Source organism: Streptomyces sp. NPDC107500 (assembly GCF_055582785.1).
The window spans coordinates 198,868-219,237 of sequence record NZ_JBVJPF010000005.1 but is presented as its reverse complement, the minus strand read 5'-3'; the positions used below and the strand labels follow the sequence as shown (position 1 = coordinate 219,237).

The following is a 20,370-nucleotide window of genomic DNA, read 5'->3' as shown; positions in this document are numbered from 1 at the left end:
TACGAACGCGTCAGCTGGTCACCTTGACGTCCACTACTCTCCCGCGGAAATTGCCGTCGTCAGTCGGCGGCAGCTGGGTCAGCCAGACCAGCAGGTAGCGCGCCTGGAGCGGCGCACCGGGCTTGAGCGTCACCGTGGTACCGGTGCCCTCGGCGGCCTTCGTGTACCCCCCGATGCTCTGCGGCTCCGTGGTGTCCGTTCCGGCGGACCGTAGCTCGACGGAGGTGTTCCCGACGAACGATACGGTCACCTCGCCCACCTGCTGGACCTTGCCAAGGTCGAGGACGACGCCGAGCCCGGACTTCAGGCGCCCGAAGTCGGCGCTCCTGTAGTAGTCGGTCTGCCAGTAGGTACCGGAAGCGCCGTCGTAGACATTGCCGACGTCGGACGGCTTCTCGGAGCCGTCACCCAGGGGGTCGAAGTCACGCGCGCCCGTAATGGCGACCGGCTGCCCGCCGGCGGCCGGCTTCTTCGGGCTCTTGTCGTCGCCGTCCGTCGTCTGCGTCTGGTTCTGGTCGTCGGACTTGCCGCCGCGCTCCATGAGCGCGTCCGCCAGTTGCCAGCTGCCCAGGCCGAGGGCGGCGATCAGCAGAGCGGAGACGCTCCACTTCAGTGCCTTGCCGGTACGGCTCTGCAGCGGGGGCGGCGGCGCCTGCACCGCCTGGGTGGCGCCGGGGCGCGGTGCCGGACGGCCGTACGCGCCCTGCTGGTAGGCGGTGCGCTGGTAGTCGGGCGGTGCGGTGTACGAGGGCTCCGGTGGGCGGATGCGGGGCATCTCGCCGATCGCCTTCACCAGCTCCTCCGGCGTGGTGCACGGGGCCTCGTGCCGGGAAGCGGTCGCGCCGTCGTTGGCGAGCGCCCGCATGGCCAGTTCGGACAGACCGCGATGGACGCCCGCGCGGACCTGGTCCGGCGGGATCAGCCCGATGTCCTTGGGCAGACCGGCCAGACCGTGGGCGTCGCTCTCGTACGGCCAGCGCTGGGTGAGCGTGGCGTACAGCAGGGCGCCGATGGCCTCCGTGTCGGTGCGCTGGGGGGACGCGGAACTGATGCCGCGCAGTGCGGCGTTGACGGCGAGGCCGCGGATCCGCCACTGGCCCGACGACGTACGCAGCACCGCGTTGGGGCTCAGCCGCAGATGGGCGAGGCCCTCACGGTGGGCGGCCGCCATGGCGGACGACACCTGACTGACCATCTGGTAGGCGTCGTACACCTCCAGCGGGCCGGAGGCGAGGAGCGCGGTCAGCTCCGTGGCGTCGGGGAGCCACTCGTGGACGACGTAGACGAGGTCGTTGTCCTCGACGGCGTCCAGCACCTGGACGAAGCGGGGGTCGCCGAGCAGCGCGGAGGAGCGTGCCGCGGCCAGCACGGAGCGGGCCCGCGTGTGGTCGCTCGGCAGGATGTGGACTCCGACGGCGCGGCGGAGCTTCTCGTCGACGGCCCGCCAACTGCTGAAGCCGTCCAGACGGGTGACGCACTCCTCGAGGCGGTAGCGTCTGGCGAGCTTGTGCCCGCTGTGCAGTTCGGGCGGCGAGGCCTTGCCGGTTTCCTCGCTCGTGGGGGTCCCCTGTGCCTCGTCGCTGTCCGTGTCCCGCTCCCGGTTGTTGGCCACCCCGTCGGCCGTGGACTGGTCCGCCTGTGCGGTCAGCGGCTCATCACCGCTGTTGTCTGCCACGTCGACGGCAGCTGTGCTCCGTTCCGCCACCGTCGTTCCTGCCTCCCCATTCGATGCGCGTCGGCCGACTCCCGATGTGCGCGTCCGACGCCGAACCCAATTGTGCCCACAGTCCGGCGCTATGCACGACACACGGCGGCGGACGATGGTTGTGCGCCTACCCCGGGTCTCAGCGTCCCAGGCGTCCGCGCACCATGCCGACCAAAGAGTTGACCTCCTCGATGCGCATCCGGCGGGCGGCGACGAAGAAGACACCGAACAGCAGCAGCCCGCCGGCCAGCAGCGCGGCGAAGGATCCCACGACACCCTGACCGAGCGACTTGGTGATGGCGTAGCAGGCCGCGCCACTGAGCAGGACGGCCGGGACGGACGCGATGCACAGCCGGGCGTACGTCCGCAGCACCCGGGCGCCGTCGAGGTCGCCGCCGAGCCGCTTGCGCAGCCTGCGCCAGGCGATGCCCACACCGATCACGTAGGCCAGGCCGTAGGAGGCGGCCATGCCGACCACGGCCCAGCGCGCCGGCAGCAGGAGGAAACAGAGTCCCGAGGCGGCGGCGTTGACCGCGGCCACGATGACCGTGTTGTAGAAGGGCGTCCGGGTGTCCTCGTAGGCGTAGAAGGCGCGCAGGACGACGTACTGGACGGAGTACGGGATGAGTCCGAGGCCGAAGGCCATCAGCATGTAGCCCATGTTGGTGGCCTCGCCGGTGCCCGAGGAACCGAACATGAGCGTGCACATCGGAATGCCGAGCGCGACGAATGCGAAGGAGACAGGGACGATGGCGACGGCCGTGGTGCGCAGACCCTGGGAGATGTCGTCCCGCACCGCTCCGCCGTCCTCCTCGGACGCCGAGCGGGAGATGCGGGGCAGCAGGGCCGCCATCAGGGAGACGGTGATGATGGCCTGGGGCAGGCCCCAGATCAACTGCGCGTTCGCGTAGGCGGCGAAGCCGGTGCCGTCGACGGGTGAGGCCTTGCCGGCCGCGGTGGAGAGCTGAATGACGATCATGGCGCCGGCCTGGTTGGCGAGCACGAACAGGACCGTCCACTTGGCGAGGGTGACGGCCTTGCCGAGTCCGTGGCCCTTCCAGTCGAAGCGTGGCCGGAGCCGGAACCCCGTCTCTCGCAGGTAGGGAATCATGGCCAGGGACTGGACGATGAGGCCCAGCAGCACCCCGATACCGAGGAGCTTCTCGCCCTCCGGCGGGATGCTGGTGACCTTCATCCCGGAGTTCTCCGCGGTGCCGTAGACCCAGATGAACATCCCCAGGGTCACGATGATGACGATGTTGTTGAGGACCGGCGTCCACATCATCGCGCCGAACCTGCCGCGGGCGTTGAGGATCTGCCCCATCACCACGTGCAGGCCCATGAAGAAGATCGAGGGCAGGAAGTAGCGGACGAAGGTGATGCCGACCTCGTTCGCGGCCGGGTCACTGGCGACCGGGTTGGACAGCAGCCGGATCAGCAGGGGTGCGGCGAAGACCGTGATCACGGTCAGGGCGCCCAGCGCCACCATGACCAGGGTCAGCAGACGGTTGGCGAAGGCCTCGCCACCGTCCTCGTCGTCCTTCATCGCCCTGACGAGCTGCGGTACGAAGACGGAGTTGAGGCCGCCACCGACGGTGAGGATGTAGATCATCGTGGGCAGCTGGTAGGCGACCTGGAAGGTGTCTCCGAGCAGCCCGACTCCCAGAGCCGAGACGATCAGCGCCGATCGGATGAATCCGGTCAGTCGCGACACCATCGTGCCCGCGGCCATCACGGCGCTCGACTTCAGCAGGCCACCCGCGCGCCCGCCCTTCTTGGCGGTGCCGGCCGGAGCAGTCGCGGGACCCGGCTCGGGCTCCACGAGGGGGGCTTCGGCCGCTTCCGGGGTCGGGGCGACCGCGTACTGGCCGGGAGCGGGTGGCGCGTGCTGTTCGTGCCCCGGTGCAGGGCCGCCGTAATGGCCGGGTGCCGCAGGGTTTCCGTAGGGGGCGGGCCCGTGCGGGGCGCCGTACTGCGCAGGTCCCTGTGGGCCGCCGTACTGCGCAGGTCCCTGTGGGCCGCCGTACTGGGCGGGGCCCTCGGGTGCGCCGTACTGCGCCGGGCCCTGTGGGCCGCCGTACTGGGCCGGGCCCTGGGGAGCGCCGTACGGCCCCGGTGCCTGGGCGGGGGCGGGTACGCCGGCGTGGTCGTCGTACGAGGGGTGGCCGCCGCCCTGCTGCTGGTCGCGGAAGAGGTGCGCGAAGGCGTCCGGCTCGTGCCGTTGGTCACCGGCCTGGGTGACCAGGTCGTCCACGCCGACGAACTGGGTGGTCCGCGGGTCGTCGCCGTACGGCAGGTACTGCGTCGGGCCCTCCGGTTCGGGGGCCGGGGTCTGCCCCCAGACGCGCGGGTCGGGGGCGTGCGGCGACTGCGCGGGCTGGGAGTACAGCGGCTGCTGCGGCGGGTACGCGGCCGGCGGCGGCGGGGGGTGCGCGGCGCGGTCGTAGAGCGCCTCGGAGACCGGGTCCTGGGCGGAGAGGTCCTGTGCCCGGTAGGGATCCTGGTCGTAGGCGTCCTGGAGGTACATGTCCGCGGGCGGCTGCGGCGGCGTCTGACGGGGGTCCTGCGGCGGGCCCTCGGGGTGGCCCGAGCCGTCCGCGGACCGACCGCGGTCACCGTCGTACGGCGCGTTCATCGCTACCCCACCTCATCGTCCCGGGCCGACCGGCCACGACATCCTCAACGGTCCACTCTCTCACCCGTGCCGGACGGGTCCGTGCTTTCCGTTGCGGCGTTTGGTGTCGGGTCACTCGGCTGCTCGGGGTCGCCTGCCCGGGGCGGTGCCTCGGACTCCTTCTTGAGACGCCCCTCGGTGCCGTCCGGGTTCTCCGGTCCGTCCTCGGGGTCCTGGGACGCCTCCGACCCGTCGGACCCGTTCTTCTCGGCGTCCCGGGCCGCGGCGCGCTTGCGCTGCGTGTACATCCGGAAGCCGGCGAGGACGAGCAGCAGGACACCGCCGCCGATGACGAGCATCACGGTGGCCGTGATCTCGGTGACCTTCACGTCGAAGGTGACGGGCTCGCCGTACTTGCGTCCGTCCATCGTGTACAGCTGGGCGATCACCGTCGCCCGGCCGTTGGCATTGGCGGACGTGGGGAACTTCACCGACTGGCTGTGGCCGCCGGAGACCGAGATCGGCTGCTCCTCGTACCGGGCGCCGTCGATCTCCAGGCGCGTCGGGTTGGTCGAGGTGAGCCGCAGGACCAGGGGTCCGACGTCCTGCACCAGGTTGTTCTGCACCGTCACCGGGATGGTGGCGCTGCGCCCGGAGAGCTTGGTCTCGGACTTGTCGATCAGTCTGACCCGGCCGGTGAGCCCGTCGAGGTAACGCTTCACGCCGTCGCGGAACGACTCCGCCTCGGTGGCCCGGCCCCGCCAGGAGACGGACATCTCCCGGTTGAGGGCGCGTCCGAAGGGCGTCACCACGCGGGACGGGTTCGACAGGACGACCTGGAAGTTGTCGAGCGTGCCCTGGGTCCGGGCGATCTCCTCGAAGGCCGACCGCGGCAGCTCGTTCCTGCGCAGTTTCGAGGGGTACGACGAGGTCCCCGGCACCTCAGTGGTGGCGTCCGGATCCGGCTTGGCCGCCGCGGCGGCCCCCAGCTTCTGGGACTCGGACCAGGTGCTCCCCTGCAGGGCGCGCAGTGCCTCGGCCATCGCGCGTGCCTGGCTCCCGGACGGCATGCGCTGCGGTGCGATGACGACGCTGCGCTGCTTCCCGGTCTGGAGGCCCAGGCCCAGGCTCTGGGCGAGGAACCGCTGCACCGCCAGCGTGGACGAGGACGCCTTCGTCAGGTCGCCCTCGAACGCCGTGGACAGCCGGGCGTCCGCGACGACGGCCGTGGTGCCGCCGCCGACGGGGCGGGCGGCGGAAGGCGTGTACGACAGACCGTTGCCCTCCTGGAGGCTGTCGCTGCGGGCGATCACCTTGTCGGCGCCGGCGGACGTCGCGACCTTGACGATCGACCGGTCGACGGCGCCGTCCACGGGCCAGGCGAACTCGGTGCTCGGCTTCACGTGGAGGATGGTCCCGACCGTGTCCTCGATCACGTCCGTGGCGCTCTTCAGCTGGCTCAGCGAGCCGGTGACGTCCGTGCCGTTGTGGGCCAGGGACGCCAGGTCGGGGTCGGCGAAGGGGAGGGCGACGACCTCCTTGTCGGCCACCGCGTCCTGCAAGTCGGCGAGCCACTGCTTGGCGACGTCCTGATGGGTTCCGGCGACGGTGTTCTCGCCGTCCCGGACGCGGTAGCTGCCGGTCATCGCGTCGACGGAGGCCAGCAGGTCCGGGTCGACCACCCAGGTGACGTCGAGATCCTTGCCCAGCGCCAGCATCTGGTTCAGCCGGCCGCCGGGGGAGATCTCCTTGGCCAGGTCGTCATTGAGGAGGACGGGGGTCTGCTCCTCGTTCGGCCCCGTCTCGGCGGCCATGTGCGTGGTGGAGATCAGCGGCCACAGGGCCGTCGTCTTCGTCTTGGTGTCGGCCCCGCCGGGCTGCCACGGCAGGAAGGTCCGCTGGATGCCGAGGATCTGCTCCCAGGGCTGCGCGGAGGTCTGCCCGGAGAGCGAGACGGCGAACTCGTAGACGCCGTCCTCGCCGAGGTTCAGGTCGTCGGCGGGCACGGAGATGTTGAAGTGCTCGGCCACGCCCGGGACCAGCTTGGAGAACTTCTCGGTGTACTTGTTCTCGATCTCCGGGGCGATGGACCCCTGGAGGTCGTCGCTCTCCTTGGCGATCGAGTCGACGGACGAGCGGGTGTCCACCTCGGGGCCCACGCGCAGGCCCACGTGGGCGTCGGTGACGGCCTGCTTGCCGTTGTTGGTGACGGTGCCGGACACGGTCACCGTGTCCCCGTCCGTGGGTGCCGAGGGGGTGAGCGAGTCGACGGCGACGGCCACCGGGCCCGAATCGGCGTCCGCCCGGGCGGGCGGCTTGCCGTCGGCGTGTGCCGCGCCGGCCGCGGGCAGCTGGACCAGGCCGGCCAGCAGCGGCGCCCCGGCGAGCAGTGCCGTGGTGCGCCGGCGCCACCGGCGGGCAGGTGAGGGACTGGTCCCCTGGAAGTCTGCCGCCTCGGCCACGCGCTCGCCCGTCCCTCGTCGTGATCAGTGGTCGTCGGAATGTGCGTCCACGCATGGTAACGATGTGCGCCGAGAGGAAGTGCCGCGGCGTACACCACAAGATCGCCCGCGGGGGCGGGCCGCCCCGTATGTGCGCCTATAGAGGGAGCAGGGCCGGACTGGGGGATTCGGGCGGCGATCAATGGGGGCGCCTGGCTCCGCCCGGGCCACGTACCCTGTCCTGTTGTGCCGAACGTCAACGAAGCCAGCCCCAGCGCCCTGAGCCCGGAGCCGTCCCCCGCGGTGGGCGAACCGCTGCGGGTCGCCCCCGTCGCCGACGATCTTGCCCGCCGTTTCCAGGAGGCCGGGTTCTCTCTCGCCCTGGTCGGCGGCTCGGTCCGGGACGCGTTGCTCGGACGGCTCGGCAACGATCTGGACTTCACGACCGATGCCCGTCCCCAGGACGTACTGGCGATCGTGCGCCCGTGGGCGGACGCCGTCTGGGAGGTCGGGATCGCCTTCGGGACGGTCGGGGCGCAGAAGGACGGCTACCAGATCGAGGTGACCACCTACCGCTCCGAGGCGTACGACCGCACCTCGCGCAAGCCGGAGGTGTCCTACGGCGACTCCATCGAGGACGACCTCGTCCGGCGCGACTTCACGGTGAACGCGATGGCGGTCGCGCTTCCGGAGAAGGTGTTCATTGATCCGCACGGCGGGCTCGAGGACCTCGCGGCGCGTGTGCTGCGCACGCCGGGCACTCCGGAGGACTCCTTCTCGGACGATCCGCTGCGGATGATGCGTGCCGCGCGCTTCGCGGCGCAGCTCGACTTCGAGGTCGCGCCCGAGGTGGTGGCCGCCATGAAGGACATGGCCGGCCGTATCGACATCGTCTCGGCCGAGCGGGTCCGGGAGGAGCTGAACAAGCTCGTCCTCTCCTCGCACCCCCGCAAGGGACTGACCCTGCTGGTGGAGAGCGGCCTCGCCGACCGGGTCCTGCCCGAGCTGCCGGCGCTGCGTCTGGAGCGTGACGAGCACCACCGGCACAAGGATGTCTACGACCACACGCTCATCGTCCTGGAACAGGCGATGGCCCTGGAGAGTGAGGGTCCCGATCTGATCCTCCGCCTGGCCGCCCTGCTGCACGACATCGGCAAGCCCCGCACGCGCCGCTTCGAGAGCGACGGCCGGGTCTCCTTCCACCACCACGAGGTGGTCGGGGCCAAGATGACCAAGAAGCGCATGACCGCGCTCAAGTACTCCAACGACCTGGTGAAGGACGTCTCCCGCCTGGTCGAGCTGCACCTGCGCTTCCACGGCTACGGCACCGGCGAGTGGACCGATTCCGCGGTCCGCCGGTACGTCCGTGACGCCGGCCCGCTGCTCGACCGGCTCCACAAGCTGACCCGGTCCGACTGCACCACCCGCAACAAGCGCAAGGCATCGGCTCTCGCACGCGCGTATGACGGCCTGGAGGACCGGATCGCCCAGCTCCAGGAGCAGGAGGAACTGGACGCGATCCGCCCCGATCTGGACGGCAACCAGATCATGGAGGTCCTCGGAGTTCCCCCCGGTCCGGCCGTCGGCCAGGCCTACAAGCACCTGCTGGAACTCCGTCTGGAGAACGGACCGATGGAACACGACGCGGCGGTGGCTGCGCTCAAGGAATGGTGGGCGCAGCGCGCGGAGTCCGCATGAGGAGAGGGCGCTACGTTTCACGTGAAACGTAGCGCCCTCTCCTCTCTGAGGCGCTGCCGCTGTGCCGCCGTCGCACTGCTTCGGGGTCATGTTTCACGTGAAACATGACCCCGAAGCAGTGGTCGGGCTGAGCCCTGGATTCCTCAGGCCTCGCCGAGGCAGAGCAGGAACTCTTCTCCGTCGCCGGTCTCGGCGTAGAAGCCAGTGGCTCCCTCGACCTTCCGGCACTCGGTCTCGGCGCTGATCGAGGTGAAGTGCCCCTTGACCTTCTCGAGCACCTTGCCCTCGGCCTCCGAGGAGGAGCAGTCCACGACCTCCATGCGGTCCGAGGACGACGACGCGGACTTCAGGCAGTCGCCCACGCCTGCCTGGTCGGCGTCGTCACGGCTGGCGATGTACCCGCCCACCGCGACACCCACGACGACCACGGCGATGACGATGTTCTTGATCATCTTGAAGCTCGGCTTACGCCGGGCCGGCTGCGGCGGGACCGGCGCGTACGGCGCACCCTGCGGGGGGACGCCGGGCTGACCGGGCTGCTGCGGGAAGCCCTGCTGCCCCTGCGCGTAGGGGTTCTGTCCCTGGGGCTGCTGCGGAGCCTGCGGCTGGCCCTGGGCGAACGGGTTGCCCTGCGGCGGCGGCTGAGTGGTCACTGGGGGTCCCCCTGGAAAATAGGCACGTGTCGCGGACATGCCGCGAGATAAGACGCACGTAAGTTATCGGGTCCCACTGACAAGTCCGTACTCCGGTAGGGCTCTGTGTCACTGATGTGACACTTACTGGCTCTCAAACCGGGTCATAGCCGCAGTAACCGCTCCGTAGATCACGGCGACCGTCAACACCAGCGGGACCGACCGGCCGTCCGGTGGCAGCATCAGCGCGGCCACCCCGGCGGCGCCGACGAAGGCGACGTTGAACAGCACGTCGTAGACGGCGAAGATCCGGCCGCGGAAGGAGTCGTCGACCGAGAACTGCACGACCGTGTCGGTCGCGATCTTCGCCCCCTGTGTCGTCAGGCCCAGCACGAACGCCGCCGAGAGCAGCGGCACCGTGGCGAACGGCAGGCCGAGTACCGGCACCAGCACCGTGGCCGTGGCCGCGCAGACGGCCATCCAGCGGCCAGGCCCCAGCCGCCCCGCTGCCCAGGGGGTGACGACCGCGGCCGCGAAGAAGCCCGCCCCGGAGACGCCGAGAGCCAGCCCCAGCAGGGCGAGCCCTTCCTCCGTGTCCGAGGACAGGGCGTACCGGCACAGCATCAGCAGCATGACCAGCAGGGCGCCGTAGCAGAACCGCATGAGGGTCATGCCCGCGAGCGCCCAGGCCGCCTCCCGGCGAGCGGGTGCGGCGAGGTGGCGTACCCCTGCCACCAGGTCGCGGGCGGTGCCGGCGAGCGCGGAGGCGACCCGCGGCGGGATGCGCCCGGGGTCGGGGCCCAGCAGCTCGACGGCGATGCGCAGCGAGGCGAGCGCCCCGCACAGGTACAGGGCCGCGCCGAGCAGCACCACGGCCGCGTCGGAGTCCGCGATCACGAGGCGGACGACGAAGGCGAGGCCGCCTCCCGCGGTCGCGGCCAGGGTGCCGGCGGTCGGGGAGAGTGAGTTGGCGATCACCAGGCGCTCGGCGTCGACCACCCGGGGCAGCGCGGCGGACAGTCCCGCGAGGACGAAGCGGTTGACGGCGGTGACGCAGAGCGCGGAGACGTAGAAGAGCCAGTCCGGGACGGAGGCGATCATCAGTACCGCCGTCACCGAGGCCAGCACGGCGCGCAGCAGGTTGCCGTACAGGAAGACCTGGCGGCGGCGCCAGCGGTCCAGCAGGACGCCGGCGAAGGGGCCCACCAGGGAGTAGGGGAGCAGCAGGACCGCCATCGCGGAGGCGACGGCGGCGGGCGAGGTCTGCTTCTCCGGGGAGAAGACGACGTAGGTGGCGAGCGCGACCTGGTAGACGCCGTCGGCGCCCTGGGAGAGCAGGCGCACGGCGAGCAGGCGCCGAAAGCCCTTCAGGCGCAGCAGGACGCGCAGGTCACGGACGACGGGCATGGGGCACAGCCTCACATACGGGAAAGGTCCCCGGGTCACGCGACCCGGGGACCTTCTGCGGAGTTGAGTCCTCGCGCGTCAGCGCTCGACCTCGCCCGCGATGAACTTCTCGACGTTGGCACGGGCTTCGTCGTCGAAGTACTGGACCGGCGGGGACTTCATGAAGTAGCTCGACGCCGACAGGATCGGGCCGCCGATGCCGCGGTCCTTGGCGATCTTCGCGGCGCGCAGGGCGTCGATGATGACACCCGCGGAGTTCGGGGAGTCCCAGACCTCGAGCTTGTACTCCAGGTTCAGCGGGACGTCGCCGAACGCGCGGCCCTCCAGGCGGACGTAGGCCCACTTGCGGTCGTCCAGCCACGCGACGTAGTCGGACGGGCCGATGTGCACGTTCTTCTCGCCGAGGTCCCGGTCGGGGATCTGCGAGGTGACGGCCTGCGTCTTGGAGATCTTCTTCGACTCGAGGCGGTCGCGCTCGAGCATGTTCTTGAAGTCCATGTTGCCGCCGACGTTCAGCTGCATCGTGCGGTCCAGGACGACGCCCCGGTCCTCGAACAGCTTCGCCATGACGCGGTGCGTGATGGTGGCGCCGACCTGCGACTTGATGTCGTCACCGACGATCGGGACACCGGCCTCGGTGAACTTGTCCGCCCACTCCTTGGTGCCGGCGATGAAGACCGGGAGGGCGTTGACGAAGGCGACCTTGGCGTCGATGGCGCACTGGGCGTAGTACTTCGCCGCGTCCTCGGAACCGACGGGCAGGTAGCAGACCAGAACGTCGACCTGCTTGTCCTTGAGGACCTTGACGATGTCGGCCGGCTCCTCGGCGGACTCCTCGATGGTCTCGCGGTAGTACTTGCCGAGACCGTCGAGCGTGTGGCCGCGCTGGACCTGGACGCCGCTGTTCGGCACGTCGCAGATCTTGATGGTGTTGTTCTCGGAGGCGCCGATGGCGTCCGCGAGATCCAGGCCCACCTTCTTGGCGTCCACGTCGAAGGCGGCGACGAACTCGATGTCACGGACGTGGTAGTCGCCGAACTGGACGTGCATCAGGCCCGGGACCTTGGACTCCGCATCGGCGTCCTTGTAGTACTCGACGCCCTGAACCAGCGATGCGGCGCAGTTGCCCACACCGACGATGGCTACGCGAACCGAACCCATTCCGGTTGCTCCCTGTGTGTACGAGTGAGGCCCTGACTGGGCGCTCACGTGGCGGTGTCGCCGGGCGTGTCCGGCAGGGGGTCGTCCCCCGGCCGGGGCAGGCCGCCCGTCGCTCCAGATGTCGTGTCCTGATGTGCGGTCCCCTCGGCGGCGGGACCTCGCAGGTCCCGCCCCGCCCGCTCGCTCTCGATGAGCTCGTTCAGCCAGCGCACCTCGCGCTCCACGGACTCCATTCCGTGGCGCTGCAGCTCAAGCGTGTAGTCGTCGAGCCGCTCCCGGGTGCGGGCCAGGGAGGCCCGCATCTTCTCCAGGCGCTCCTCCAGCCGGCTGCGCCGGCCCTCGAGCACGCGCATGCGCACGTCACGCGACGTCTGCCCGAAGAACGCGAAGCGAGCGGCGAACGTCTCGTCGTCGTACGCGTCCGGGCCCGTCTGTGAAAGGAGCTGCTCGAAATGTTCCTTACCGTCGGCCGTCAACCGGTAGACGATCTTGGCCCGACGTCCCGTGAGGGAGGCCGCGGCCTCGCCGATGTTCCCGGGTTCCTCGATCAACCAGCCGTTGGCGACCAGCGTCTTGAGGCAGGGATAGAGCGTCCCGTAGCTGAACGCCCGGAACACACCCAGTGATGTGTTGAGCCGTTTGCGCAGCTCATAGCCGTGCATGGGGGACTCGCGGAGCAGGCCGAGTACGGCGAACTCGAGGATGCCGGATCGCCGGCTCATCGTCGCCTCCTCTCGCCCTTATGCCGCTCTGATGTATCGAGTCGATACATCAGCACGATAGAACGAGGTGGCGCGTGCGACAAGAGCGGGCGTGGTGAACGGGATCACATCAGGGTTTCATCGTGAGCAAGTTGCCTGATTTGAGGTGAACTTCGGGACTCGGGGGTTTTGGCGGTGCGTAGTCTGTGCGCCATGCAAATCACCGGGAACCGCGTGACGCATGGGGGCGTCCCTGTCCCTGGTGCAGTACGGGTGAATGCGGAAGGGGCCGCATCCGTACTTCGGGGGGACCGGAAACCAGCCGCCTTTTCCAGGTGCGCAAAGGTGCGCCTGCCCGAGGAGTAGTCGTTCGATGAGCGAGCACCGTCGCAAAGCGCCGCAGCCGCAGGGAGGCGGACGTGCCGCGGCCCGACGCGGTCAGTCCGGCTCGTCCTCCGGCCGCCGTGCGGCGCCGCGAGGCGCCACAGGGTCTCCGTCCGGCTCGTACGGTCCGGAGAGCGAGGAACGTCAGTACGGCAGTCGCGCCGAAGCCCGGCGCGCGGCACAACGGGGCGGTGGCCGCCGCAGAGCGGCCGAGCCGGGCCGCGGTGGCCGGCGAGCCGCCGCCGTGGCCGGTAAGAAGCGGATGATCGACTATCCGCGCTACGACCGGGACGGGTGGCGCCGCTGGGTGCCCTCCTGGAAGCTCGTCTCCGGGCTGTGCATCGGGTTCTTCGGCACGATGGTGGCCGCCGCGGGCATCGCCTACGCCATGGTGAGCGTCCCCGTCGTCGACGATTCGGCCACGGCGCAGAACAACGTCTACTACTGGGCCGACGGCAGCCGGATGGTCGCCACGGGTGGTGAGCGCAACCGGCAGAGCGTCGACCTCTCCCAGATTCCCAAGGAGATGCGCAACGCGATCATCTCCCAGGAGAACAAGACGTTCTACTCCGACAGCGGCATCGACCCCAAGGGCATCGCCCGCGCCGTGTTCAACATGGCCAAGGGCGGTGACACGCAGGGTGGCTCCACCATCACCCAGCAGTACGTGAAGAACGCGATGCTGAACGACCAGTCGCAGACGATCTCCCGCAAGGTGAAGGAGATCTTCGTCTCGATCAAGGTCGGCACCGATGTGTCCAAGGACGACATCCTTGAGGGCTACCTCAACTCCGCGTACTACGGCCGCGGCGCCTACGGCATCCAGGCCGCCTCACGGGCGTACTTCAACGTGGACGCCGTCGACCTGAACGCCGGGCAGTGCGCCTTCCTGTCGGCGGTCCTCAAGGGCGCCACGTACTACGACCCGGCGGGATCGACCTCGATCGACCCGGCGGCCACGCCCGAGGCCAACCAGGACCGTGCCAGGAACCAGATGCAGGACACCCTCGACAAGATGGTGGAGTACGGGCATCTGAGCCAGGCGGACCGGGCGAAGTACACCGAACTTCCCAAGTGGAAGAACCCGGAGTCGAACGCCCAGCTGGGCGGCCAGATCGGCTACCTCGTCAGGCTCGCCAAGTCCTCCGTGATCAAGAACACCGACGTGTCGGAGCAGCAGCTGGAGAAGGGTGGCTACTCGATCTACACGACCTTCGACAAGAAGAAGGTCGACGAGCTCGAGAAGGCCGTGCAGAAGGTCTACAAGAAGAACATCGACCCCAAGAAGCGCCCCGAGAAGGACACCCACGTCCAGTTCGGCGGGGCTTCGGTGAACCCCGAGACGGGTGCCATCGAGGCCATCTACGGCGGTGAGGACGCCACCAAGCACTTCACCAACAACGCCGACGTCACCGGCGCCCAGGTCGGCTCGACCTTCAAGCCGTACGTACTCGCGGCGGCGATGAAGTGGGGCGTGCGTGATCCCGACGGCGCCGAGACCCAGGCCCAGGACGAGCGCACGGTCGTCTCCCCGAAGAGCCTGTACAGCGGCAAGAACAATCTCAAGATCAAGAACTTCGACGGGTCGATCTGGCAGAACGAGAAGGGCGAGCAGTGGCGCCAGGAGAACGACGGCAAGGATTCCGTCGGTGAGGCGCCCGACTACAAGATCGACCTTCGCGAGGCCATGCGGGAGTCGGTGAACTCCGCGTTCGTCCAGCTCGGCATGGACGTCGGGCTGGACAAGGTCAAGGAGTCCGCGGTCGACGCGGGACTCCTGGAGGACAGCCTGGCGGGAGCGGGTTACCCCTCGTTCTCCATCGGTGTCTCGGACCCGAGTGCCATCCGTATGGCGGGCTCGTACGCCACCTTCGCGGACAGCGGCAAGCAGCGTGATCCGTTCTCGGTCACCAAGGTGACGAACAAGGACGGCACGCTCTTCTCGCACAAGGTGGAGACCAAGCAGGCGTTCACCGCGAAGGTCGCGGACAACGTCACGGACGTCCTCAAGACCGTCGTCGAAAAGGGCACGGGTACCAACGCCCAGCTCCAAGGGCGCGAGGTCGCGGGCAAGACCGGTACGACGGACGGCAACAAGTCGGCCTGGTTCGTCGGCTATACCCCGCAGTTGTCGACCGCGATCAGCATGTTCCGCTACCCGGACGACGAGACCATCAAGAACCGTTCGTTCCTGGAGATGTACGGGACCGGTGGCGAGGAGAAGATCCACGGTGCGTCCTTCCCGTCCGTGATCTGGCAGGACTACATGGAAGACGCGATGAAGGGCGAGAAGGTCGAGAAGTTCCCGAAGCCCGAGCCCATCGGCGAGGTCATCAACGACGCCCCGTCGCCGACCCCGACTCCCTCGCCCTCGGTGACGGAGGAGAAGCCGAGTCCGTCCCCGACGCCGTCGCCCAGCAAGACGGAGGTCACCCCCTCCCCCACGCCGACCGAGTCCTGTGGTCCCTTCGACTTCAACTGCGACGACGGGAACAACGGCGGCAACGGGAACGGTGGCAACGACGCAGGGGGGACAGGGAACAGTCCATCGCCCTCGACATCACCCAGTGAAACGGGCGGCGAAGAGGACGACGGAGGGTTCATCCGGGGTCCGAACGGCTAGCTGCCAAAACGTCCGGCTTGACTGTTTCACGTGAAACACGGGGAACAGTCGCAAGTTTCACGTGAAACAGGGGCCGCCGCATCCAGCAGGGTGCGGCGGCCCCCGCGCGTTCCCAGGTGCGTACGGCAGGATGTGCCTCATGCCCAGTGCAGAATCGACGCCAGCCAGCGTGCACGAGCCGGACCCGGTGCGGCCGACCAGGGAGGACACGGTCGCCGCGGCCGGCAGCGAGCTGATCGGCGGCCCCGTGGGCCGACGCGCCCTGCTCGGCAGGTCCTGGTGGACCCCCGTGCGCGTGATCGCACTCGTGGCGATCGGCATGTTCGCCCTCGGTCTGATCCAGAAGGCACCCTGCTACAACGGGGCCTGGTTCTTCGGTGCCAGTTCCCAGTACACGCACGCGTGCTACTCGGACATTCCGCACCTCTATCAGGGGCGTGGCTTCGTCGACGGACTCGTGCCGTACTTCGACAAGCTCCCCGGCGACATGGAGTACCTGGAGTACCCCGTGCTGACCGGTGTGTTCATGGAGGTGGCGACCTGGCTCACGCCGGGCAGCGGCACGATCCAGGACCAGGAGCAGTGGTACTGGATGGTCAACGCCGGGATGCTCATGGTCTGCGCGGCCGTCATCGCGGTCTGCGTCACCCGCACGCACGCCCGGCGCCCCTGGGACGGTCTCCTCGTCGCCCTGGCGCCCGCCTTCGCGCTGACGGCCACCGTCAACTGGGACCTGCTGGCGGTCGCCCTGACGGCCGCCGCGATGCTGATGTGGTCACGGGAGCGCCCCGTGGCCTTCGGCGTGCTGCTGGGCCTCGCCACGGCCGCCAAGCTCTATCCCTTCCTGATTCTCGGCCCCCTGCTCGTCCTGTGCTGGCGCGCGGGTAGATGGCGGGAGTTCGGAAAGGCCTTGGGAGGCGCGGCCGGCGCCTGGCTCGTGGTGAACCTGCCGGTGATGCTGTTCGCCTTCGACGGCTGGTCGAAGTTCTACACGTTCAGCCAGGAACGCGGTGTGGACTTCGGTTCCTTCTGGCTGATCCTGGTCCAGAACACCGACAGCCCGCCCAGCACCGAGACCGTCAACACCCTTGCCACCCTGCTGATGCTGCTGTGCTGCGGCGCCGTCGCGGCGCTCACACTGACCGCACCCCGGCGTCCGCGGTTCGCCCAGCTCGCCTTCCTGATCGTGGCGGCCTTCATCCTCACCAACAAGGTCTACTCACCGCAGTACGTGCTGTGGCTGGTGCCGCTGGCCGCGCTGGCCCGGCCGAAGTGGCGGGACTTCCTGATCTGGCAGGCGTGCGAGGTGGCCTACTTCCTGGGCATCTGGATGTACCTCGCGTACACGACCAGCGGCGACGCCCACAAGGGCCTGCCCACGGACGGCTACCACTGGGCCATCGCCGTTCACCTGCTGGGAACGCTGTTCCTCTGCGTGATGGTGGTGCGCGACATCCTGATGCCGGACCGGGACCCGGTCCGGCGGGCGGGTGACGACGACCCGTCGGGCGGCGTGCTCGACGGCGCCGAGGACGTCTTCGTCCTGGGCCCCGCCGCTCAGACCGATCAGCACACGGCCCGCTTCGAGGGCCCGCGGGTGAAGTGGGGCACGCGACGGCCGACCGGCACTTCGCTCTGAGCGAACGCGTGGGGGGCCGTCCATGGAGAAGGGCCGTACACGGAAACGCCGTGTACGGCCCTTGCCCCGACTGACGCGCTAGCGGTCGAGGATACGGTCGAACTGCGTGGTGGTGTGCCGCAGATGGGCCACCAGCTCGTCGCCCACCGTGGGCTCCGCCGCGTCCGAGGGCACGAACAGGATCGACACCTGCATGTGCGGAGGCTCCGCGAACCAGCGCTGCTTGCCGCTCCAGACGAACGGCGAGAGGTTGCGGTTGACCGTGGCGAGGCCGGCCCGGGCGACGCCCTTGGCTCGCGGCATGACGCCGTGCAGCGCCTTCGGGGCCTCCAGACCCACACCGTGCGACGTACCGCCCGCCACGACCACCAGGAAGCCGTCCGAGGCGGCCTTCTGCTGCCGGTAGCCGAAGCGCTCGCCCTTGGCGACCCGCGTGACGTCCAGGACCGCACCGCGGTACTCGGTCGCCTCGTGGTCGCCGAGCCACAGCCGCGTGCCGATCCGCGCGCGGAACCGGGTCTGCGGGAACTGCTGCTGGAGCCGGGCCAGTTCATCGGCCTTGAGGTGGCTGACGAACATGGTGTGCAGCGGCAGCCGGGCCGCGCGCAGCCGGTCCATCCAGCCGATGACCTCCTCGACGGCGTCCGAGCCGTCGGTACGGTCGAGCGGCAGGTGGATGGCGAAGCCCTCCAGCCGGACGTTCTCTATGGCGGCGTGCAGCTGGGGCAGGTCCTGCTCGCTGATGCCGTGCCGCTTCATCGAGGACATCACCTCGATGACCACACGGGCGCCGACGAGGCCGTACACGCCGTCGATGGACGACACCGAGCGCACGACGCGGTCGGGCAGCGGCACGGGCTCCTCGCCGCGCCGGTACGGCGTCAGGACCAGCAGGTCACCACCGAAGAAGTCCTTGATCCGGGCGGCCTCGTACGTGGTGCCGACGGCCAGGACGTCCGAGCCGAGCCGCGTGGCCTCCTCCGCCAGCCGCTCGTGCCCGAAGCCGTAGCCGTTGCCCTTGCAGACCGGGACCAGTCCCGGGAACTGCTCCTGCACGTGCTTGTGGTGCGCCCGCCAGCGCGCGGTGTCGACGTAGAGCGTGAGCGCCATGGCCGGACCTGGAACCTTTCTCGTGGCTGTCAGAGGTGCGGGATGAGGGGTGGGTGCGCGGTCAGCGGCGCGACATGTAGATGTCGAGCGCCTTGTGGAGCAGCTTGTTCAGCGGGAAGTCCCACTCGCCGAGGTACTCGGCCGCCTGACCGCCCGTACCCACCTTGAACTGGATCAGACCGAAGAGGTGGTCGCTCTCGTCCAGCGAGTCGGAGATGCCGCGCAGGTCGTAGACGGTCGCGCCGAGCGCGTAGGCGTCGCGGAGCATGGCCCACTGCATGGCGTTCGAGGGCCGGACCTCGCGGCCGATGTTGTCGGAGGCGCCGTAGGAGTACCAGACGTGCCCGCCGACCACCAGCATCGTCGCCGCCGACAGGTTCACCCCGTTGTGCCGGGCGAAGTACAGCCGCATGCGGTTGGGGTCCTCGTTGTTGAGGGCCGCCCACATGCGCTGGAAGTACGACAGCGGACGCGGCCGGAAGTGGTCGCGCACGGCCGTGATCTCGTACAGGCGCTGCCACTCCTCCAGGTCGTGGTAGCCGCCCTGGACGACCTCGACGCCGGCCTTCTCGGCCTTCTTGATGTTGCGGCGCCAGAGCTGGTTGAAGTTCTTGTGGACCTCTTCCAGCGACCGGTTGGCCAGCGGCACCTGGAAGACGTAGCGGGGCTGCACGTCGCCGAAGCCGGCGCCGCCGTCCTCGCCCTGCTGCCAGCCCATGCGGCGCAGCTTGTCGGCCACCTCGAAGGCGCGCGGCTCGATGTGGTCGGCCTCTATGTCCCGCAGGCGCTTGACGTCGGGGTCCTGGATGCCCTTCTTGATGGACGTGGCGTCCCAGCGCCGGATGATCACCGGCGGACCCATCTTCACCGAGAAGGCGCCCTGCTGCTTGAGGTGCGCCAGCATCGGCTCCATCCACTCCTGGAGGTTCGGCGCGAACCAGTTGATGACCGGGCCCTCGGGGAGGTAGGCGAGGTAGCGCTTGATCTTGGGCAGCTGCCGGTACAGCACCAGACCCGCGCCGACCAGCTCACCCGTCCGCTCGTCGAACCAGCCGAGGTTCTCCGAGCGCCATTCAGCCTTGACGTCTGCCCATGCGGGGACCTGCATGTGACTGGCCGCCGGCAGGCTCTGGATGTAGGCCAGATGCTGCTCGCGGCTGATGGTCCTCAGGGTCAGGCTCATTCGGGGCGCTCCTCGGGCTGGTGTGTCCCCATGGGTACAGGGGCTCCGGCTCTCGCGCGAAGCCTACTGCGCCCTGTGCGCGCCCCGTCCGGCGTCCGGCTGGAAGGTGTGGTCCGGCGGTCGGGCGGCGAACGGATCAGCCGATGAGCCCGCCGTGGTAGATGCCGAAGAAGAGTCCGGCCGCGGAGGCTCCCAGGCCCAGGATCAGACCGAAGCGCTCCCGCGTCGTCTCGGAGACGTACTGGCCGTATCCGCCGGTCAGGACACCGAGCAGTCCCGCCCAGGAGGTCAGGACGTGCAGACCCCGGAAGCTCGCCGTGGCGAGGGCGAGCACGCCGAGCACCACGGTCGCGGCGAGCAGCGCGTGCTGGAGGGGGTGCGGTTTGCCGTCGGTGGCCAGCAGCCCGGTCCGGGGCCTTGCCGGTCGCATGATCTGTGCCATGGGGAACCTCCTGCCGAAGGCAGTGCGTCGTCGCCCTATCACATCCGCTGGGTATCGATTGTGTCCCCTCAGGGGCGGATTTCAACCGCAAGCGCGCGGCCGGGTACTCTGTAGCTTCTGCACTGGTGTCCGCTGCCTCCCACGGCCGGGCCGCCTTCCTGGAGGAGGCCCGATTGTCAGTGGGTCCTGGTTTACTCGCTGATGCCGGTGCCAACGCATCGCAACCCTCCTGCCACGGAACGACCGTGGCCGCTGAGTCCAAAGGAGGTGGGTTCCACATGCGTCACTACGAGGTGATGGTCATCCTCGACCCCGATCTCGAGGAGCGTTCTGTCTCCCCGCTGATCGAGAACTTCCTCTCTGTCGTCCGTGACGGCGGCGGAAAGGTCGAGAAGGTCGACACCTGGGGCCGTCGTCGTCTCTCGTACGAGATCAAGAAGAAGCCCGAGGGCATCTACTCGGTCATCGACCTGCAGGCCGAGCCTGCGGTCGTCAAGGAGCTCGACCGCCAGATGAACCTGAACGAGTCGGTCCTCCGGACCAAGGTCCTCCGTCCCGAGATGCACTGAGCTTCCGCTCAGCTGATCCCGGGATCCGAGTAGCAGCAACCAAGCAGCCAGAGCAGCAAAC

14 protein-coding genes are annotated in these 20,370 nt (G+C 69.1%); 4 read left to right on the top strand and 10 right to left on the bottom strand.

Going from position 1 to position 20,370, the window contains the following annotated elements:
• Window positions 1–10: 10 nt before the first annotated feature.
• From ACZ67M_RS21285 to ACZ67M_RS21275, 3 genes are all read right to left on the bottom strand, one after another.
• Window positions 11–1,705 carry a protein kinase family protein gene (locus tag ACZ67M_RS21285; protein ID WP_392099927.1) on the bottom strand — a complete coding sequence of 565 codons (1,695 nt, stop codon included), beginning with the start codon at window positions 1,703–1,705 and terminating at the stop codon, window positions 11–13.
• A 139-nt stretch (window positions 1,706–1,844) separates the two neighbouring features.
• Complete coding sequence (gene murJ / locus ACZ67M_RS21280) at window positions 1,845–4,340, bottom strand: murein biosynthesis integral membrane protein MurJ (protein ID WP_469852211.1); 2,496 nt, start codon at window positions 4,338–4,340, stop codon at window positions 1,845–1,847.
• A gap of 44 nt (window positions 4,341–4,384) precedes the next feature.
• Complete coding sequence (locus ACZ67M_RS21275) at window positions 4,385–6,781, bottom strand: DUF6049 family protein (protein WP_469852209.1); 2,397 nt, start codon at window positions 6,779–6,781, stop codon at window positions 4,385–4,387.
• Between the two features lie 225 nt (window positions 6,782–7,006).
• Here ACZ67M_RS21275 and ACZ67M_RS21270 point away from each other — a divergent pair, with 225 nt between their 5' ends.
• Window positions 7,007–8,458: a CCA tRNA nucleotidyltransferase gene (locus ACZ67M_RS21270; RefSeq protein ID WP_469852207.1), complete on the top strand. Its 1,452-nt coding sequence runs from the start codon at window positions 7,007–7,009 to the stop codon at window positions 8,456–8,458.
• 143 nt (window positions 8,459–8,601) lie between these two features.
• Here ACZ67M_RS21270 and ACZ67M_RS21265 read toward each other — a convergent pair whose 3' ends face one another.
• The 4 genes from ACZ67M_RS21265 to ACZ67M_RS21250 all read right to left on the bottom strand — a co-directional run bounded on the left by ACZ67M_RS21265 (window position 8,602) and on the right by ACZ67M_RS21250 (window position 12,380).
• Complete coding sequence (locus ACZ67M_RS21265; RefSeq protein WP_346346142.1) at window positions 8,602–9,111, bottom strand: LppU/SCO3897 family protein; 510 nt, start codon at window positions 9,109–9,111, stop codon at window positions 8,602–8,604.
• Window positions 9,112–9,234: 123 nt separating this feature from the next.
• Window positions 9,235–10,497, bottom strand: a complete 1,263-nt coding sequence (locus ACZ67M_RS21260) for an MFS transporter (RefSeq protein ID WP_469852205.1) — start codon at window positions 10,495–10,497, stop codon at window positions 9,235–9,237.
• Between the two features lie 78 nt (window positions 10,498–10,575).
• Window positions 10,576–11,658, bottom strand: a complete 1,083-nt coding sequence (locus tag ACZ67M_RS21255) for an inositol-3-phosphate synthase (protein WP_125491303.1) — start codon at window positions 11,656–11,658, stop codon at window positions 10,576–10,578.
• Window positions 11,659–11,702: 44 nt separating this feature from the next.
• Window positions 11,703–12,380 (bottom strand): PadR family transcriptional regulator, encoded by a 678-nt coding sequence (locus ACZ67M_RS21250; protein ID WP_122616544.1) that lies wholly within the window; start codon window positions 12,378–12,380, stop codon window positions 11,703–11,705.
• A gap of 625 nt (window positions 12,381–13,005) precedes the next feature.
• Here ACZ67M_RS21250 and ACZ67M_RS21245 point away from each other — a divergent pair.
• Entirely contained in the window at window positions 13,006–15,366 is a 2,361-nt protein-coding gene (locus tag ACZ67M_RS21245) for a transglycosylase domain-containing protein (protein WP_450732353.1), read from the top strand.
• Between the two features lie 130 nt (window positions 15,367–15,496).
• Window positions 15,497–17,005 carry a glycosyltransferase family 87 protein gene (locus ACZ67M_RS21240; RefSeq protein ID WP_469852202.1) on the top strand — a complete coding sequence of 503 codons (1,509 nt, stop codon included), beginning with the start codon at window positions 15,497–15,499 and terminating at the stop codon, window positions 17,003–17,005.
• A 78-nt stretch (window positions 17,006–17,083) separates the two neighbouring features.
• On the opposite strand, the gene ACZ67M_RS21235 is transcribed toward ACZ67M_RS21240, so the two are convergent.
• The 3 genes from ACZ67M_RS21235 to ACZ67M_RS21225 all read right to left on the bottom strand — a co-directional run bounded on the left by ACZ67M_RS21235 (window position 17,084) and on the right by ACZ67M_RS21225 (window position 19,740).
• Window positions 17,084–18,115 (bottom strand): alanine racemase, encoded by a 1,032-nt coding sequence (locus ACZ67M_RS21235; protein ID WP_064728797.1) that lies wholly within the window; start codon window positions 18,113–18,115, stop codon window positions 17,084–17,086.
• A gap of 61 nt (window positions 18,116–18,176) precedes the next feature.
• Entirely contained in the window at window positions 18,177–19,298 is a 1,122-nt protein-coding gene (femX, locus tag ACZ67M_RS21230) for a peptidoglycan bridge formation glycyltransferase FemX (protein WP_361356691.1), read from the bottom strand.
• Window positions 19,299–19,434: 136 nt separating this feature from the next.
• Window positions 19,435–19,740 carry a hypothetical protein gene (locus tag ACZ67M_RS21225; RefSeq protein ID WP_125491306.1) on the bottom strand — a complete coding sequence of 102 codons (306 nt, stop codon included), beginning with the start codon at window positions 19,738–19,740 and terminating at the stop codon, window positions 19,435–19,437.
• Window positions 19,741–20,018: 278 nt separating this feature from the next.
• Between ACZ67M_RS21225 and rpsF the strand changes: the two genes are divergently transcribed.
• The gene (gene rpsF, locus ACZ67M_RS21220; RefSeq protein ID WP_003975025.1) at window positions 20,019–20,309 is read left to right on the top strand and encodes a 30S ribosomal protein S6; all 291 of its coding nucleotides are present in this window, start codon (window positions 20,019–20,021) and stop codon (window positions 20,307–20,309) included.
• Window positions 20,310–20,370 lie beyond the last annotated feature (61 nt).

What these genes read in the sequence shown, in the direction of transcription:
- ACZ67M_RS21225 (WP_125491306.1), bottom strand. Translation starts at nt 19,740, where the DNA reads ATGGCACAGATCATGCGACCGGCAAGGCCCCGGACCGGGCTGCTGGCC.
- ACZ67M_RS21235 (WP_064728797.1), bottom strand. Translation starts at nt 18,115, where the DNA reads ATGGCGCTCACGCTCTACGTCGACACCGCGCGCTGGCGGGCGCACCAC.
- murJ (WP_469852211.1), bottom strand. Translation starts at nt 4,340, where the DNA reads ATGAACGCGCCGTACGACGGTGACCGCGGTCGGTCCGCGGACGGCTCG.
- femX (WP_361356691.1), bottom strand. Translation starts at nt 19,298, where the DNA reads ATGAGCCTGACCCTGAGGACCATCAGCCGCGAGCAGCATCTGGCCTAC.
- ACZ67M_RS21240 (WP_469852202.1), top strand. Translation starts at nt 15,497, where the DNA reads ATGTGCCTCATGCCCAGTGCAGAATCGACGCCAGCCAGCGTGCACGAG.
- ACZ67M_RS21245 (WP_450732353.1), top strand. Translation starts at nt 13,006, where the DNA reads ATGATCGACTATCCGCGCTACGACCGGGACGGGTGGCGCCGCTGGGTG.
- ACZ67M_RS21260 (WP_469852205.1), bottom strand. Translation starts at nt 10,497, where the DNA reads ATGCCCGTCGTCCGTGACCTGCGCGTCCTGCTGCGCCTGAAGGGCTTT.
- rpsF (WP_003975025.1), top strand. Translation starts at nt 20,019, where the DNA reads ATGCGTCACTACGAGGTGATGGTCATCCTCGACCCCGATCTCGAGGAG.
- ACZ67M_RS21250 (WP_122616544.1), bottom strand. Translation starts at nt 12,380, where the DNA reads ATGAGCCGGCGATCCGGCATCCTCGAGTTCGCCGTACTCGGCCTGCTC.
- ACZ67M_RS21255 (WP_125491303.1), bottom strand. Translation starts at nt 11,658, where the DNA reads ATGGGTTCGGTTCGCGTAGCCATCGTCGGTGTGGGCAACTGCGCCGCA.